General features: G+C 39.3%; 14 protein-coding genes, 2 tRNA genes, 2 rRNA genes and 2 riboswitches (2 of these 20 running past the window's edge). Of the genes, 3 read left to right on the top strand and 15 right to left on the bottom strand.

Annotation, left to right across the window (positions count from 1 at the left end; all coding sequences use genetic code 11):
* The 6 genes from ampS to groES all read right to left on the bottom strand — a co-directional run.
* Nucleotides 1-1,024, bottom strand: partial view of an aminopeptidase AmpS gene (ampS, locus tag M1D73_RS01540; protein ID WP_481157986.1) — the 5' portion only. The gene continues 482 nt to the left of window position 1, outside the view; only the first 1,024 of its 1,506 coding nucleotides appear in the window; it begins with the start codon at nucleotides 1,022-1,024; the stop codon falls past the left edge of the window.
* Entirely contained in the window at nucleotides 1,008-1,709 is a 702-nt protein-coding gene (locus tag M1D73_RS01535) for a response regulator transcription factor (protein ID WP_000929885.1), read from the bottom strand. Before M1D73_RS01535 ends, ampS begins: the two co-directional genes overlap by 17 nt.
* A gap of 144 nt (nucleotides 1,710-1,853) precedes the next feature.
* Entirely contained in the window at nucleotides 1,854-3,179 is a 1,326-nt protein-coding gene (locus M1D73_RS01530; RefSeq protein ID WP_000833082.1) for an NCS2 family permease, read from the bottom strand.
* 129 nt (nucleotides 3,180-3,308) lie between these two features.
* Nucleotides 3,309-3,411: riboswitch (purine riboswitch) on the bottom strand.
* Between the two features lie 152 nt (nucleotides 3,412-3,563).
* Complete coding sequence (guaA, locus tag M1D73_RS01525; RefSeq protein ID WP_121868764.1) at nucleotides 3,564-5,102, bottom strand: glutamine-hydrolyzing GMP synthase; 1,539 nt, start codon at nucleotides 5,100-5,102, stop codon at nucleotides 3,564-3,566.
* Nucleotides 5,103-5,266: 164 nt separating this feature from the next.
* A riboswitch (purine riboswitch) is annotated at nucleotides 5,267-5,368 on the bottom strand.
* A gap of 140 nt (nucleotides 5,369-5,508) precedes the next feature.
* The gene (gene groL / locus M1D73_RS01520; protein WP_001029993.1) at nucleotides 5,509-7,143 is read right to left on the bottom strand and encodes a chaperonin GroEL; all 1,635 of its coding nucleotides are present in this window, start codon (nucleotides 7,141-7,143) and stop codon (nucleotides 5,509-5,511) included.
* Nucleotides 7,144-7,181: 38 nt separating this feature from the next.
* Nucleotides 7,182-7,466 (bottom strand): co-chaperone GroES, encoded by a 285-nt coding sequence (groES, locus tag M1D73_RS01515; protein WP_000917311.1) that lies wholly within the window; start codon nucleotides 7,464-7,466, stop codon nucleotides 7,182-7,184.
* 389 nt (nucleotides 7,467-7,855) lie between these two features.
* On the opposite strand from groES, the gene M1D73_RS01510 reads away from it, so the two are divergent.
* Together M1D73_RS01510 and M1D73_RS01505 are read left to right on the top strand one after the other, a co-directional pair.
* On the top strand, nucleotides 7,856-8,605 hold the full coding sequence (locus M1D73_RS01510; RefSeq protein ID WP_000745314.1) for a CPBP family intramembrane glutamic endopeptidase: 750 nt from the start codon (nucleotides 7,856-7,858) through the stop codon (nucleotides 8,603-8,605).
* A complete protein-coding gene (locus M1D73_RS01505) occupies nucleotides 8,602-8,793 on the top strand; it encodes a YdiK family protein (RefSeq protein WP_001246201.1) in 192 nt (63 codons plus the stop codon). The genes M1D73_RS01510 and M1D73_RS01505 overlap by 4 nt, the downstream gene beginning before the upstream one ends.
* Nucleotides 8,794-8,822: 29 nt before the next feature.
* Here M1D73_RS01505 and M1D73_RS01500 read toward each other — a convergent pair whose 3' ends face one another.
* Entirely contained in the window at nucleotides 8,823-9,452 is a 630-nt protein-coding gene (locus M1D73_RS01500; RefSeq protein ID WP_000372699.1) for a redox-sensing transcriptional repressor Rex, read from the bottom strand.
* Between the two features lie 187 nt (nucleotides 9,453-9,639).
* On the opposite strand from M1D73_RS01500, the gene M1D73_RS01495 reads away from it, so the two are divergent.
* The gene (locus M1D73_RS01495; RefSeq protein ID WP_000602149.1) at nucleotides 9,640-11,565 is read left to right on the top strand and encodes an ABC-F family ATP-binding cassette domain-containing protein; all 1,926 of its coding nucleotides are present in this window, start codon (nucleotides 9,640-9,642) and stop codon (nucleotides 11,563-11,565) included.
* 479 nt (nucleotides 11,566-12,044) lie between these two features.
* On the opposite strand, the gene tsaD is transcribed toward M1D73_RS01495, so the two are convergent.
* The 8 genes from tsaD to M1D73_RS01455 form a co-directional block, all read right to left on the bottom strand.
* Nucleotides 12,045-13,061, bottom strand: a complete 1,017-nt coding sequence (gene tsaD / locus M1D73_RS01490; RefSeq protein WP_000414585.1) for a tRNA (adenosine(37)-N6)-threonylcarbamoyltransferase complex transferase subunit TsaD — start codon at nucleotides 13,059-13,061, stop codon at nucleotides 12,045-12,047.
* A complete protein-coding gene (gene rimI, locus M1D73_RS01485) occupies nucleotides 13,061-13,504 on the bottom strand; it encodes a ribosomal protein S18-alanine N-acetyltransferase (protein ID WP_000367190.1) in 444 nt (147 codons plus the stop codon). Before rimI ends, tsaD begins: the two co-directional genes overlap by 1 nt.
* Before the next feature lie 13 nt (nucleotides 13,505-13,517).
* Nucleotides 13,518-14,210, bottom strand: a complete 693-nt coding sequence (tsaB, locus tag M1D73_RS01480; protein ID WP_000865740.1) for a tRNA (adenosine(37)-N6)-threonylcarbamoyltransferase complex dimerization subunit type 1 TsaB — start codon at nucleotides 14,208-14,210, stop codon at nucleotides 13,518-13,520.
* Nucleotides 14,191-14,664: a tRNA (adenosine(37)-N6)-threonylcarbamoyltransferase complex ATPase subunit type 1 TsaE gene (gene tsaE / locus M1D73_RS01475; protein ID WP_000049642.1), complete on the bottom strand. Its 474-nt coding sequence runs from the start codon at nucleotides 14,662-14,664 to the stop codon at nucleotides 14,191-14,193. Before tsaE ends, tsaB begins: the two co-directional genes overlap by 20 nt.
* A 174-nt stretch (nucleotides 14,665-14,838) precedes the next feature.
* Nucleotides 14,839-14,914 (bottom strand) — tRNA-Asp (locus tag M1D73_RS01470).
* Nucleotides 14,915-14,917: 3 nt separating this feature from the next.
* A tRNA-Met gene (locus M1D73_RS01465) sits at nucleotides 14,918-14,994 on the bottom strand.
* A 12-nt stretch (nucleotides 14,995-15,006) separates the two neighbouring features.
* Nucleotides 15,007-15,122: ribosomal RNA gene (gene rrf / locus M1D73_RS01460) — 5S ribosomal RNA — on the bottom strand.
* 49 nt (nucleotides 15,123-15,171) lie between these two features.
* Nucleotides 15,172-17,500 (bottom strand): 23S ribosomal RNA (locus tag M1D73_RS01455); it runs 593 nt beyond the window's last position.

Here is a 17,500-nt window from a genome sequence, read left to right as displayed (position 1 = left end):
TTGTTAACTTCGTATACTCAAATAAATCTTCTATTAAATTTTTTAACTGCTCCGACTTTGCAAAAGCAATTCTCGTATACTCATCGTGTTGTCCTTTATTTTCATATTTAGAATCTCGAAGTAATCGTAAGTAACCCATAATAGAAGTAAGTGGTGTACGCAAATCATGCGATACATTTGTGATAAGCTCATTCTTTTGCTTTTCTAATTTACGTTCCTTTTCTATATTATTCATAAGCTCTTCTGCCATATTATTAATATTCTCCGTTAAAGCTGCAATCTCATCTTCACCTTTTTTCTCAATGCGGTAGGCTAAGTTACCTCTTTCTATTTCCTTTACGCCTTGTGCCATTGCTTCAATCTGCTTCATCTTTCTCTTTGTTATATAGAAGAAAGAGAAAATGAATACAAGTACACCAATTAAAAATGGGAATGGTCCTTCTTGCGTATCATATATTACCTCTCCCTCTGGAATTCCACTAACAAACATGTACAAATTCTTTCCTTCAATAGTAATAGGTGAAAAAGATATAAACTCTTTTCTTGTACTTTCAAATACATTTCTACCATCTGTATAATTAATCGCGAATGATGCTGCATTACGAATCGTATTATGCAAATCGATTTGCTCTTCTTGCGCTTGCTTTGTTTTATATAAAACTTTACCACTTTCATCAGTAACCAATATCTTCAAAGCTCTAGAACCTTGCTCTAAATTTTGGTTCTCCATTTCGATCATATTTGATATAGCTTCTAATTTATTTTCATGAACCGAACTATTTGCCGCTCCTTGAGCTTGGTGATTAATTTGTTCCATACCAGCCCGATAATCGATAGTTGCTTGACGATTCGCATTCTCAAAAAACGGTGCTGCTGCCTTTGCTGACAAAACTCCTAATAACGCACAAGCAGCAAAAGTAGTAATCAATTGAATCCTTATACTCTTTCGTACGCTCTTTACTAATTTCTCAATTAATTGTCTTATTTTCCTTATATAAGTAAACGGATTAAATATCTTTTTCAATCTTATACCCCACTCCCCATACTGTTTTTATATATCTAGGTTTCCTTGGATTCTCCTCAATCTTTTCACGCACTTTTCGAATATGCACCATTACAGTATTATCAGACTGGAAAGATCGTTCGTTCCACACCTTTTCATAAATTTGCTCCGCACTAAACACCATACCTGGATTTCTAGCTAGCAATTCTAAAATTGAAAATTCCCTCGGAGTTAGTTTCACTTCTTCTCCCTCTACAATAACTTTATGGGTCGAGATGTTGATTTTCATCTCCCCAATTTCTAACTCGTCCTCATTTTGAATAGCGAAACCATTCATTTTCATATAACGGCGTAACTGAGATTTAATTCGTGCAATTAGCTCTAACGGATTAAACGGCTTCGTTACATAATCATCTGCCCCTGTTGTTAATCCTAAAATCTTATCCATATCTTGCGTTTTGGCAGAAAGCATAATAATAGGCATTTCTTTCGCTTCCCTTACTTTCATACACATATGAATACCATCCACTTTCGGCATCATAATATCTAATACGACTAGATGTACTTCATTTTCTTCCAGTAGACGTAATCCTTCTTCTCCGTCTCCTGCTTGCAATACTTTATATCCTTCATTCTTTAAATAGATTGTAATTAAATTCCGAATTTCTTTTTCATCATCTACGACAAGTATTGTTTCGTGTGCCACAATATCTCCCCCATCACTTTTTTAATCCCTAACTTCTATTATAGGAAAACTTCTGAAGAAAAACGCTCGGAAATCCTTAAGATTTTCTGAAGACGCAAAAAAGGTCTAGACTCCCCTTAAGTCTAGACCTTTAAAAAACCCCTTTTATTTACGAACGTAGATGAAATATAGTACGAATAAAACTCCCATAACATACATAATCGGATGAACCTCTTTACGACGACCACTTACTACCATTGTAATTGGATAGAAGATAAATCCAATCGCAATCCCAGTTGCGATACTATACGTAAGTGGCATAGAGATAATTGTAAAGAATGCTGGTACTGCAATCTCGAATTTCTTCCAATCAATTTCCCCTAAGGAAGAAACCATCAAGATTCCTACAATAATTAAAGCCGGCGCCGTTACAGCTGGCGTTACAACACTTAGTAATGGCGAGAAGAATAGTGCCAGTAAAAAGAATCCTGCTGTTACAACTGCTGTAAATCCAGAACGTCCTCCTGCTGCTACCCCTGCAGACGATTCAATGTAAGACGTTGTTGTTGATGTACCCAAGATCGCACCAATTACAGTTGCAATCGCATCTGCAAATAACGCTTTTCCTGCACGTGGTAATTTATTGTTCTTCATTAATCCAGCTTGATTCGCAACCGCTACAAGCGTACCTGCTGTATCAAAGAAATCGATAAAGAAGAACGTTATAATAACAATCCCCATTTGAACTGTAAAAATATCTCCGAAGTGCGTTAACGCCACGCCGAACGTTGGTTCTAGACTCGGTATTGCTCCCACTACAGCTTTCGGAGTATCAATTAATCCTGTTGCCACTCCTAAGATCGCTGTAAGAATCATACCGTAAAATACTGCACCATTAATTTTCTTAATCATGAAGATGATCGTAGTAACAACCCCGAAGATTGCTAGTAACGTTGTACCCTTTGTTAAGTCCCCCAACCCAACAAGAACTGCATCATTTTTCACGATAATTCCGGCATTTTGGAATCCAAGAAATGCAATGAACAATCCGATACCTGCTGCTACTGCAAACTTTAACTCCGATGGAATTGCATTGATGATTTTTTCACGAATACCTGAAGCAGTAAGAATAATAAAGATAATACCTGACATTAATGTTCCGGCAATTGCTGTTTGCCATGGAATCCCCATCGTTAACACTGCTGTATAAGCAAAGAACGCGTTAATTCCCATACCTGGCGCTAAAGCAATTGGATACTTCGCGAAAATACCCATAATTAACGAACCGATCGCTGCCGCTAATGCCGTAGCAACGAATACTGCACCTGGATCCATCCCTGTACCTGCTGGTAACCCTTTAACATTTCCAAGCGACAGCGTAGCAGGATTGACAAATAGTACGTAAGCCATAGATAGAAATGTCGTTAACCCTGCTATGAACTCAGTCTTATAATTCGTACCGAGCTCATCAAACTGAAAATAGCGTTTCATCCTACGTTTCCCCCGTTATATGATTACTCGCCGCATTTCTCCTAGCCCTCTTTTATCCCGAGAAACAAAAAAGGCTTCCATTGCATATATACATGGAAGCGTTCTATGAATAAAGATAAGATTCCCCTCACCTTTATAAAAACGCCTCGTAGTCAAGCCATTTACGGTAGCTAGGTAGAAACTTTCGGGCCATATCCCCGATATTATACGACGGCTATAATATTCACTTTTTGTTTGAATTACATAATCATATTAACTCGACGAAGTAGTTTTGTCAATTTAAAAACGAACGTTTTTATAAACTTTTATAGTTTCGTTCGTATTAACACCAAAATAAAAAAGATCCACCTATGCATAAGCAATAGATGGACCTTTTTATAAATACTATTCCCACTCAATAGTTGCTGGTGGCTTACTCGTTACATCATACACGATACGGTTAACGTGTTTTACTTCGTTTACGATACGTACAGAGATTTTCTCTAATACGTCCCAAGGGATACGTGCCCAGTCAGCTGTCATACCGTCGATAGATGTTACCGCACGGATACCTACTGTGTAATCGTAAGTACGCTCGTCACCCATAACACCTACGCTACGCATACCAGGAAGCGCAGTAAAGTATTGCCAGATTTCACGGTCTAAGCCCGCTTTAATAATTTCTTCACGTAAAATCGCATCAGATTCACGAACGATTTCTAATTTCTCTTCTGTGATTTCACCTAATACACGAATACCAAGACCCGGTCCTGGGAATGGTTGACGCCATACGATTTCATCAGGAATTCCTAATTCAGATCCTAATACACGTACTTCGTCTTTAAATAACGTGTTTAAAGGCTCAATTAATTTGAACTGCATGTCTTCTGGAAGTCCACCAACGTTATGGTGAGATTTAATTGTTTGCGCAGTTGCTGTACCACTCTCAACGATATCTGTGTAAAGTGTACCTTGCGCTAAGAAGTCCATACCTTGTAATTTTGACGCTTCATCATCAAATACGTAAATGAATTCGTTACCGATGATTTTACGTTTTTGTTCTGGATCTTCTACACCTTTTAACTTGTCCATGAAGCGGTCTCTTGCATCCACTTTAATAACGTTCATATGGAAGCCTTCGCTAAATGTTTTCATAACGCCTTCTGCTTCACCTTTACGAAGTAAACCGTGGTCAACGAAAATACATGTTAATTGATCACCAATTGCTTTATGAATTAATACTGCTACAACAGAAGAGTCTACACCGCCACTAAGTGCGCATAGTACTTTTTTGTCTCCAACAGTTTCACGAATCTTTTCTAATTCTACTTCGATAAAGTTCTCCATGTTCCATCCTTCAGAACAACCACATACGCCGAATACGAAGTTTTTAATTAAATCGTTACCGTGCTCAGAGTGACGTACTTCTGGGTGGAATTGTACACCGTATAAGTTTTTCGCTCCATTGCTCATACCAGCAATTGGGCAAGACTCACTTGTTGCGTCTACTACGAATCCTTCAGGTAAACCAGTTACTAAGTCACCATGACTCATCCATACAACTTGCTCTTCTGGAAGGTTCGCATATAGTTTTGATTCGTTCTCTACTTTAAGAACAGCTTTTCCGTACTCGCGGTGATTTGCACGCTCTACTTTACCACCGAAGTGTTGCGTCATAAGCTGCATACCGTAACAAATACCGAAGATTGGTAAACCTAGTTCAAAGATTTTTTCATCACAATGTAATGCACCTTCACCGTATACACTATTTGGTCCACCAGAGAAAATAATCCCTTTTGGATTCATTGCTTTAATTTCTTCTGCAGTAATTGTATGTGGATGAAGTTCACTGTATACACCGAACTCACGAATTCGACGTGCTATTAACTGATTGTATTGACTTCCAAAATCTAAAACGATAATTGTATCGTGTTGTTTCTTCAAAATAATCACCCCAACGTTAGTTCTCGTATATAAATATTTTCACCAATTTGGCGAAAAGCATTACCAATATAATAAAAAAAGCCAGTCCTCCGCCTCTAGTCTCATAACAAAGAAAAGGCAGGGGTCTGGCTTTATAAAGAAAGATAGTCTCCGCTCTTTATAAATATAAGACACACTGCCTTCATAGTCAGGTTGTTTACGGTAACCCGGTAGAGACTCTCAAACCATATCATTGAGGATATATGAAGGATCGTTTTATATTATCTTCCTAGATTCTAACAATGAAGTATCAATATGGTCAAGAGAGAAAGCGACAAAATTCTACAGAAATTCATTTCCTTTTCTAAAAAACATAAAAAAACATCCATTTCTATATAGAAATGGATGTTTTTTAGGACAAACGGAATTACATCATTCCGCCCATACCGCCCATGCCCATGCCGCCCATGTCAGGCATTGCTGGTGCATTTGGTTCTGGCTTGTCAGCTACTACAGCTTCAGTTGTTAAGAACATAGCTGCAACAGATGCTGCGTTTTGAAGTGCAGAACGAGTTACTTTAGCTGGATCTACGATACCAGACTCAAGCATGTTAACCCATTCGCCAGTAGCTGCGTTGAAACCAACGCCTACTTTTTCGCCTTTTAGACGCTCTACAACTACAGATCCTTCGAGACCAGCGTTGATTGCGATTTGACGAACTGGCTCTTCTAGTGCACGAAGTACGATGTTGATACCTGTTGCTTCGTCGCCTTCAGCTACGATAGAAGCTACTTTTGTGTATACGTTCATAAGTGAAGTACCACCACCTGCAACGATACCTTCTTCTACTGCTGCACGAGTTGAGTTAAGTGCATCTTCAATGCGAAGTTTGCGCTCTTTTAACTCAGTTTCAGTTGCTGCACCTACTTTAATTACTGCTACGCCACCTGCTAGTTTAGCAAGACGCTCTTGTAATTTTTCGCGATCGAATTCAGAAGTTGTTTCTTCTAATTGCGCACGGATTTGACCGATGCGAGCTTCGATTTGTTCTGTGCTTCCTACACCTTCAACTACAGTTGTGTTTTCTTTTGTAACAACAACTTTACCAGCGCGTCCTAAAGATTCAACTGTAGCAGATTTTAAGTCACGGCCTAATTCTTCAGTGATCACTTCGCCACCAGTTAAGATTGCGATATCTTCTAGCATTGCTTTACGACGGTCACCAAATCCAGGAGCTTTAACAGCTACTACATTGAATGTACCACGAAGTTTGTTCACTACTAATGTAGCTAATGCTTCGCCTTCTACATCTTCAGCAATGATAAGAAGTGGTTTACCTTGTTGTACCACTTGCTCTAATACTGGTAAGATTTCTTGAATGTTAGAAATCTTTTTGTCAGTAATTAAGATATATGGGTTATCAAGAACTGCTTCCATTTTGTCAGAATCAGTAATCATGTAAGGAGATGCATAGCCACGATCAAATTGCATACCTTCTACTACGTCTAATTCTGTTGTGAATCCTTTAGACTCTTCTAAAGTAATAACGCCGTCGTTACCAACGCGCTCCATTGCTTCAGCGATTAATTGACCTACTTCTTCGTCAGCTGCAGAAATAGCAGCTACTTGTGCGATAGAAGATTTGCCTTCGATTGGTTTAGAAATCGTTTTTAATTCTTCAATTGCAGCAGTAACAGCTTTTTCGATACCTTTACGAAGACCCATTGGGTTCGCACCAGCTGTTACGTTTTTAAGACCTTCACGAATCATAGCTTGCGCTAATACAGTTGCAGTTGTTGTTCCGTCACCAGCTACGTCATTTGTTTTGCTAGCAACTTCTGCTACTAATTTCGCACCCATGTTTTCGAATGCATCTTCTAATTCGATTTCTTTTGCGATTGTTACACCATCATTTGTAATAAGTGGTGAACCAAATTTTTTCTCAAGTACAACGTTACGACCTTTTGGTCCAAGCGTAACTTTTACTGCGTTTGCAAGAGTGTCGACACCGCGAAGCATCGAACGACGTGCTTCTTCACTAAATTTAATATCTTTTGCCATAATAATTGACCCCCTTGGATTTTTTAAGATTTATATAATTAACCGATAACTGCTAAAATGTCACTTTCACGTAAAATCAAGTAGTCTGTACCTTCATATTTCACTTCAGTACCTGCATATTTTGAGAAGATGATAAGATCACCTGCTGCTACCTCTAAAGCAACACGCTCACCATTCTCAAGCACTCGACCAGTACCTACTGCAACAACTTTACCCTCTTGTGGTTTTTCTTTTGCAGTATCTGGTAATACGATACCACTTGCTGTTTTTTCTTCTGCTTGAACAAGCTCAATTACAACGCGATCACCTAATGGCTTTAGCATGAACAATAACCTCCTCATTTTGTTATGTAAATTTCTTTTATTAGCACTCAAGTCATCCGAGTGCTAACACACTTATAATAATAAATAATCTCAATTTCTTTTGCAAGTAAAAAAATCATAATTTTTTCGCAAATCACTATATAAACTTTCTATATACAATACTGCCTTTACTATATGAATCGTTGTTTCCACTGCTCGTATGTTACAATATGAAAGGACACCCTAAGTTGTTTTCGCTACACATACAACTTTCTCCTGTCTTCTATTATAATTTCAAATAAGGATTTACGAAAAAAACATAATTCAAGAGGTTTATATCGTAGGTAGCATATTTACATGTTATCCTAACTTATCTCATACACTATAGTTAGAAAGGATGGTTAAACCATTTGAAGAAACAATACTGGTGGATTATCATTACATACATTTTAATGCAGTTATCTGGCGTTGTTGGATTACCACTTCTCCTAAAAACAGGACTCTATGATAATAGAGGATTTACCATTGAAGAAAAAGGACAAATCATAACGGGACACTGGGCAATCATTAGCTTCTTTATTGCATTATGTATCGTGCTTTGGTTACTTAGAACAGATATTCGTGACAGGCATTTAGATCCAATGCGCTCTTCTGTTCCAGCTACTATTGGATGGATTTTTATCGGGTTCTTCTTAGCAATCATCTCACAATCCATTGCAGGTATGATTGAAATGTATGTATTTGGGGTTCCACGTGGATCTGAGAATACAGACAGACTGATGGACATCGCAAGAACGATACCTTGGTTCCTTATTGTTGTATCTATAATTGGACCTATCTTAGAAGAAATCGTATTTAGAAAAATTCTATTCGGCACGCTTTATAAGAAGTTTAACTTCTTTATCGCAGCTATCATTAGTTCGCTTGTATTCGCAACAATTCATTTTGATTTTACTCACTTATTGGTATACACTGCTATGGGGCTCGTATTCGCCTTCTTATATGTGAAGACGAAACGTATTATCGTTCCGATTGCAGCTCATGTTGCGATGAATACATTAGTCGCTATTGGGCAAATTTTTATGAGCAATGAACAAATTCAAGAAATGATTAAAGAAGCTGAAAAAATGCAAGGCTTTATCGGAGGATTTTTTGTATGAGAAACTCACCATTGTTCATGGCTGCACTATACTTCCTTCTTGGATGTATCTTTACACGCTTCGCCATTACGAACGTGACAGATACAATCTGGAATATGTGGACAATACTATTTGCAGTTATGGCAACAATTGATTTTAATTTGGCACTTCGCCTTATATTAGTTAAATTCACAAAGAAGAAACAATAATAAAACGCAGAGGTCGCTTCCTCTGCGTTTTATTGTGGATAGTTTTTCAAAAAGTAAACTAATGTTTGTAACTCTACAGCTAAGTCAATATGATGAATTCTAATATTCTCTGATACGTTTAATCGCGCTGGTGTGAAATTCAAAATACCGTGCACGCTTGTTTCAGCTAATCTATCTGCTACAGCTTGTGCTACTGTAGCCGGTACTGTTAATATTGCCACTTGTATATCATTTGATAATCTCTCTTCTAATTCATCTAAATGATATACAGGAATGCCCCCGATTTCTGTTCCAACTTTCTCTTCACTAACATCAAATGCCATTTCAATTTTTGTATTATTGTTTTTCGTGAAATTATAATGTAAGAAAGCGGTCCCTAAATTACCTACTCCAATAAGTGCTACACGTGTTATATCATCTTGATCAAGTGTTTCGCGGAAAAATGATAATAAATAATTTACGTTATATCCATATCCCTTTTTCCCTAACGCTCCAAAATACGAAAAATCTCTTCGTATTGTTGCGGAATCTACTTTTACTGCCTCACTCAATTCGGCCGATGAAACACGCTGCTTACCAGAAAGAGATAAGTTTTGGATAAATCGATAGTATAGAGGCAATCTTTTAGCAGTGGCTTGTGGAATCTTTTGCTGATCCATATGACCTCTCCTCTCTTCCTATCTTTATTCATATACTTTAATCAAATACAGAAGTTTAGCACTCATTAAATTCCTTGTATAATAAAGAGAAGAAGTATTCTCTCTTTATTTTAAACTATACACTATTTTTAGTATGATTGAGAAATATAAACATGGCAAAGTTAAGAAATTATTTGAGGTGAAAACATTGATTTTATTACAAGTAAACGCGCTTTCGAAATTATACGGTGCAGAAACGATTCTTGCAAACATAAAATTGGAAGTACAAACAAAAGATCGTATCGCATTAGTTGGAAGGAATGGAGCAGGAAAATCTACATTATTAAAAATTATCGCTGGTGAATTATCTCATGATGGTGGCGAAATTATAAAACCGAAAGATGTCTCAATCGGATATTTAGCTCAAAATACTGGACTAGAAACGTCTTTAACAATTTGGGATGAAATGCTAACCGTCTTTACCCACTTACAGCAAATGGAGACAAAACTTCGAAGGCTTGAGCAAGAAATGGGAAAAGAAGAAAACTTTTCAAACGAAGCTACATATGAAAGATTGTTAGCTGATTATGACCAACTACAACTCAATTATAAAGATCAAGGTGGATATCAATATGAAGCGGATATTCGCTCCATTTTAAGCGGCCTTGGCTTCCCAGTTGAAACGCACCAGACGACGATCTCTACTTTAAGCGGCGGGCAAAAAACAAGATTAGCTCTCGGGAAATTATTATTAACAAAACCAGACTTACTTATTTTGGACGAGCCTACAAACCATTTAGACATCGAAACATTAACATGGCTTGAGCAATATTTGCAAGGTTATCCTGGCGCAATATTAATCGTCTCACATGACCGTTATTTCTTAGACAAACTCGTTACACAAGTATATGAAATTTCGAATAAAGAAAGCAGACGATTTGTTGGTAACTACAGTAAATATTTAGACTTAAAATCAGCATTATATGAGCAAGAAATGAAACGTTACGAAAAACAACAAGATGAAATCGCAAAACTTGAGGACTTCGTTCAAAAGAATATAGCTCGCGCTTCTACAACGAAACGTGCTCAAAGTCGCCGTAAACAACTAGACAGAATGGAATTATTAACGAGACCATTAGGGGATTCTAAGTCAGCATCATTCCACTTCGATATTGAAAAACAAAGTGGAAATGATGTTTTACAAGTAAATGATGCAACCATCGGCTATGATGGAAACCCTATAATTGAACATGTAACTATGCGCTTAACTCGCGGAGATAGTGTTGCTTTAGTTGGTCCAAACGGAATTGGGAAATCCACATTGTTAAAATCCATTGTGAATAAGTTACCACTATTAAATGGTGATGTTTCTTTCGGATCAAATGTATCTGTTGGTTATTATGATCAAGAACAAGCAAACTTAACATCTTCTAAACGGGTTTTAAATGAACTATGGGATGAATATCCACTGCAACCGGAAAAAGAAATCCGTACTATACTTGGGAATTTTTTATTCACAGGAGATGATGTACTGAAACCAGTATCTTCCCTTAGTGGTGGACAAAAAGCTCGATTAGCTCTTGCAAAACTTATGATGCAAAAGTCAAATTTGTTAATTCTAGATGAGCCTACGAACCACCTTGATTTAAATAGTAAAGAGATTTTGGAGAATGCTTTAATTGATTACCCAGGGACTCTTCTATTCGTCTCACATGACCGCTACTTTATTAACCGTGTAACAACGACTGTGGTTGAGTTATCAACAGAAGGTGCACAGGAATATTTAGGGGATTACGATTACTACGTTGAAAAGAAAAATGAAATGATTGAACGTGCAGAACTTGAACAGCAAGAAAGTGACGTTCCTGTTCAAAAGGTGGTTGCACAAGAGAAATTAAATTATTTAGAAGAAAAAGAGCGTAAAAAACTAGAGCGTCAACGCACTAGAAAAATTGAAGAGCTAGAACAAAGTATAGTGGAATTAGAAGAAGAAATTGCTACGTTAGAAGATCAACTTTGCTTACCAGAAATATATGCAGATTATGAAAAAGCTAGTGAAATTACAACTAAAAAGCAAACGCTACAAGAACAACTTGAAACTTGTATGGCAGAATGGGAAGAGCTGCATGTATAAGCATATTTAAATAAGGAAGATGTCTCATAAGTCAGGATTTTTGACTATGTGACATCTTTTTTAGTACTTAAACAATTTTTTGAATATATCTATCGTAACTTAGAATATACTAACGATTTTTTAAATATATCTATTGTAACCCTATATATATTAACAATTCGACACGAAATATCGTTTTAACGACAAAGATTGACAAGATTAGCATCTTCTATAATGGGGAGATGTTTCAAAATGTTTTTCGGGGATATCTTCTTGCTTTTTATTTCCCGAAAAAGAACAAATTCAAAGGTCTGACATCAACCTATTTATCCACAAGTTTATACACATATCCACCTTTATAAAATAAACATCAAAATAACTTTTCCACATTATCCACAGTCAGTAAAAAAGTTATCAACATTTTATATACACAATAAAACCCACATTATCAACAGATAATATGGGTTTTATCCACAACCTGTGGTTAATTATGTGTATAACTATGCTTCAATATCTAATCCTGGATTTGCATTTAAGGCTAATGTTGCACGCTTACCTTGTTCATAAGCAATTGTCCCTGCCGCTGCAATCATCGCTGCATTATCTGTGCATAAAGATAGCGGCGGAATAATTAATTCAATGTTTTCTTTTTGTGCAAATTCCTCTTCTAATCGCGCACGAAGTCCTTTATTAGCAGCTACTCCACCAGCAAGAAGTAACTGCTTTACATTATAAGCTTCTGCTGCACGAGCTGCTTTCGTTACAAGTACATCTATTACACTTTCTTGGAAACTTGCCGCTAAATCTTCTGGTGCAATTTCTATACCGCGCTGTTTTGCGTTATGCACAGTGTTGATAACTGCTGATTTCAATCCACTAAAGCTAAAATCATACGAATCCGGTTCTAGCCATGCACGAGGCAAATCAATTGTCGGTTCTCCTTCATGTGCAAGGCGATCAATATGAGGACCACCTGGATATGGCATAGATAACGTACGAGCTACTTTATCATATGCTTCTCCAGCTGCATCGTCTCGTGTTTCACCAATTACTTCGAATGAACCATGTTCTTTCATATAAACAAGTTCTGTATGCCCACCAGATACAACAAGTGATAATAACGGGAATTGAACTTCTTTTACTAAACGGTTCGCATAAATATGACCAGCAATATGATGAACACCGACTAACGGAATATCATGTGCAAACGCTACTGCCTTCGCTGCATTTACTCCAATTAGAAGTGCTCCTACTAAACCAGGACCTTCTGTTACAGCAATTGCATCAATATCATCGAATGTGATGTTTGCTTCCTTTAAAGCTTCTTCTAACACAACTGTAATTTCTTCTACATGATGACGGGATGCAATCTCTGGTACAACGCCGCCAAAACGTTTATGACTTTCAATTTGTGATGCAACGACATTCGCAATAATTTCCGTTCCATTTTTAACAACTGCTACTGCTGTTTCATCACAACTTGTTTCAATACCAAGTATAATCGTATTTTTTTCCATTATATATTCACCCACATTACGAGACCATCTTCCTGATTGTCTGCATAGTATCGTTTACGAATCCCACCATTTTGAAATCCGTATTTTCTGTATAACTGCTTTGCTACTTCATTTGATACACGTACTTCAAGTGTCATTGTTTTTACCCCTAGTTCTTTCGCTTCAGAAATAACTGCTTTCAATAGGGCATCTCCTAACTTTTGACCTCGGTATTCTGGCAAAATAGCTATATTTGTTATATGTGATTCATCAATAATTATCCACAATCCACAATACCCGACTACACGACCATCTTTTTCTAACACAATATAATGTGCATGTTCATTCATCGTTAATTCACGGTGAAAGGCATCTGCAGTCCAAGGAGTTGAAAAAGACGCTTCTTCAATAGCTACAATTTGAGCAATATCATCAAGCTCCATCTTTCTAAATATCATATCCATCTTCTGCAAGCTCCTACTTGTTTTGACTTTCTAACCACTTTGTTTCAGCTTCAGCTAAACGAAGATAGCTTGGAACAAACGTATGCACATCTTGTTCTTCTTTTTGTAATCCTAAGAATGCTAGCTCACTTGGTCTTGGGTTATTTTTAGTAAATGGAGCGAATACAGCTTGATCACCTAAATGTTCTATAATTGTTTCTTTATGCAATTTAACATCGTTACCGATAAATAAAACAGGCTGTCCTTTATCTTTTAACATTTGCAACCAGTCTACAATAAGAATAATTCGATCTTCTTCTATTGAAGTTAACTGCTCTCCTTCATATGTATATAACCCAGTATAAATTTGCCCACGTCTTCCATCAAATAAAGGACAAATTAACCCGTTAAAGTTAGCACCGTTTGCAGCTACTACCTCTAAACTTGATACACCTACAATTGGTATTTGAAGTGACCAAGCTAATGTTTTCGCCGCTGTCACGCCTATACGAACACCTGTATAGGATCCAGGTCCAGCAGCTACAACGATTTTAGTTAATTCCTTCGGTTTTACACCGCATTCTTTTAACAGTTTCTCTACAGCTGGCATAAGACGTACAGAATGGTTTTTTGTTAAATTTGTAATGATTTCCCCAATTACGTTTTCTTCCTCAATAAGGGATACACCCATTACGTAATTTGAAGTATCAATTGCTAGTACTTTCATCTTGTAATAGCTCCTCACATAATCTAATATAGCGATCTCCAATTGGCTCAAGTATAATTTTTCTTGTGTCATCTCCAGCATGGAATAAACTAATTTGTAACTTTTCATTCGGTAAATATGCTTCTATTAAATGAGCCCATTCTACTACCGTAATTCCTTCACCGTAGAAATATTCATCAAAGCCTAAGTCCTCTTCACTTTCTGCTAAGCGATACACGTCCATATGATATAGCGGTAATCTTCCTTTATATTCTTTAATGATATTAAAGGTAGGACTATTTACAACTCTTTTCACTCCAAGACCTTTTGCTAGTCCCTTTGTAAAAGTCGTCTTACCAGCTCCAAGATCTCCTTCTAAAATAATTACGTCTTGTGCCTCTACGAGCTCACCTAGTTTTTCTGATAACCTTTGTGTTTCCTCAGAAGATTTTGTTGTTACTTCATATTTACTCACAGACTTCACCTACTTTACTCACAATGTTCTCTGCTCTTTATTATACAGGTTTTTAATATATAAAAAAGTCCTTAGGAGTTGTCCTAAGGATAGTTTGACTGTCTTTATTAGTTTTTTGTTAAAACAAATAAAAAAATACGAAACAACTTGTTTCGTTCTTTTCTTTATATGAAATGGCGGTCCCGACCGGGGTCGAACCGGCGATCTCCTGCGTGACAGGCAGGCATGTTAACCACTACACCACGGGACCATTTGGTTGCGGGGACAGGATTTGAACCTGCGACCTTCGGGTTATGAGCCCGACGAGCTACCGTGCTGCTCCACCCCGCGACAATATAAATAGCTTGGCGACGTCCTACTCTCACAGGGACAAGGTCCCAACTACCATCGGCGCTAGAGAGCTTAACTTCCGTGTTCGGTATGGGAACGGGTGTGACCTCTCTGCCATCATCACCAAACTATGAAGGCATATTCCTTCAAAACTAGATAACATTTGCTACATATTATATGGTTAAGTCCTCGATCTATTAGTATTCGTCAGCTCCACATGTCACCATGCTTCCACCTCGAACCTATCAACCTGATCATCTTTCAGGGATCTTACTAGCTTACGCTATGGGAAATCTCATCTTGAGGGGGGCTTCATGCTTAGATGCTTTCAGCACTTATCCCTTCCGCACATAGCTACCCAGCTATGCCCTTGGCAGAACAACTGGTACACCAGCGGTGCGTCCATCCCGGTCCTCTCGTACTAAGGACAGCTCCTCTCAAATTTCCTACGCCCACGACGGATAGGGACCGAACTGTCTCACGACGTTCTGAACCCAGCTCGCGTACCGCTTTAATGGGCGAACAGCCCAACCCTTGGGACCGACTACAGCCCCAGGATGCGATGAGCCGACATCGAGGTGCCAAACCTCCCCGTCGATGTGGACTCTTGGGGGAGATAAGCCTGTTATCCCCGGGGTAGCTTTTATCCGTTGAGCGATGGCCCTTCCATGCGGAACCACCGGATCACTAAGCCCGACTTTCGTCCCTGCTCGACTTGTAGGTCTCGCAGTCAAGCTCCCTTATGCCTTTGCACTCTACGAATGATTTCCAACCATTCTGAGGGAACCTTTGGGCGCCTCCGTTACACTTTAGGAGGCGACCGCCCCAGTCAAACTGCCCACCTGACACTGTCTCCCGGGTCGATAAGACCCGTAGGTTAGAATTTCAATACAGTCAGGGCGGTATCCCACCAGCGCCTCCACCGAAGCTAGCGCTCCGGTTTCAATGGCTCCCGCCTATCCTGTACAAACTGTACCAAAATTCAATATCAGGCTACAGTAAAGCTCCACGGGGTCTTTCCGTCCTGTCGCGGGTAACCTGCATCTTCACAGGTACTATAATTTCACCGAGTCTCTGGTTGAGACAGTGCCCAAATCGTTACACCTTTCGTGCGGGTCGGAACTTACCCGACAAGGAATTTCGCTACCTTAGGACCGTTATAGTTACGGCCGCCGTTTACTGGGGCTTCAGTTCAGAGCTTCGCTTACGCTAACCCCTCTCCTTAACCTTCCAGCACCGGGCAGGTGTCACCCCCTATACTTCGCCTTACGGCTTCGCAGAGAGCTGTGTTTTTGCTAAACAGTCGCTTGGGCCTATTCACTGCGGCTTTCCGTTAAGAAAGCACCCCTTCTCCCGAAGTTACGGGGTCATTTTGCCGAGTTCCTTAACCAGAGTTCTCTCGCACACCTTAGGATTCTCTCCTCGCCTACCTGTGTCGGTTTGCGGTACAGGCACCTTTTATCTCGCTAGAAGCTTTTCTTGGCAGCGGGGAATCAAAGACTTCGCTCCATAAGGAGCTTCCCCATCACAGCTCAGCCTTTACGATAAGCGGATTTGCCTACTTATCAGCCTAACTGCTTGGACGTGCACAACCAATCGCACGCTTCTTCTATCCTTCTGCGTCCCTCCATTGCTCAAACGATAAAGAGGTGGTACAGGAATATCAACCTGTTGTCCATCGCCTACGCCTGTCGGCCTCGGCTTAGGTCCTGACTAACCCTGAGCGGACGAGCCTTCCTCAGGAAACCTTAGGCATTCGGTGGACGGGATTCTCACCCGTCTTTCGCTACTCATACCGGCATTCTCACTTCTAAGCACTCCACCAGTCCTTCCGGTCTGACTTCACTGTCCTTAGAACGCTCCCCTACCACTGATACCATTGGTATCAATCCGCAGCTTCGGTGGTGTATTTAGCCCCGGTACATTTTCGGCGCAGAGTCACTCGACTAGTGAGCTATTACGCACTCTTTAAATGGTGGCTGCTTCTAAGCCAACATCCTAGTTGTCTAAGCAACTCCACATCCTTTTCCACTTAATACACACTTTGGGACCTTAGCTGGCGGTCTGGGCTGTTTCCCTTTTGACTACGGATCTTATCACTCGCAGTCTGACTCCTAAGGATAAGTCATTGGCATTCGGAGTTTGACTGAATTCGGTAATCCGATGAGGACCCCTAGTCCAATCAGTGCTCTACCTCCAAGACTCTTACACTTAAGGCTAGCCCTAAAGCTATTTCGGGGAGAACCAGCTATCTCCAGGTTCGATTGGAATTTCTCCGCTACCCACACCTCATCCCCGCACTTTTCAACGTGCGTGGGTTCGGGCCTCCATTCAGTGTTACCTGAACTTCACCCTGGACATGGGTAGATCACCTGGTTTCGGGTCTACGACCACGTACTAAACGCCCTATTCAGACTCGCTTTCGCTGCGGCTCCGCCTCTTCAGCTTAACCTCGCACGGGATCGTAACTCGCCGGTTCATTCTACAAAAGGCACGCCATCACCCG

Source organism: Bacillus sp. PK3-067, assembly GCF_056738645.1.
Note: the sequence above shows the minus strand (reverse complement) of the source record. Positions and strands in the feature narration are given on the sequence as shown.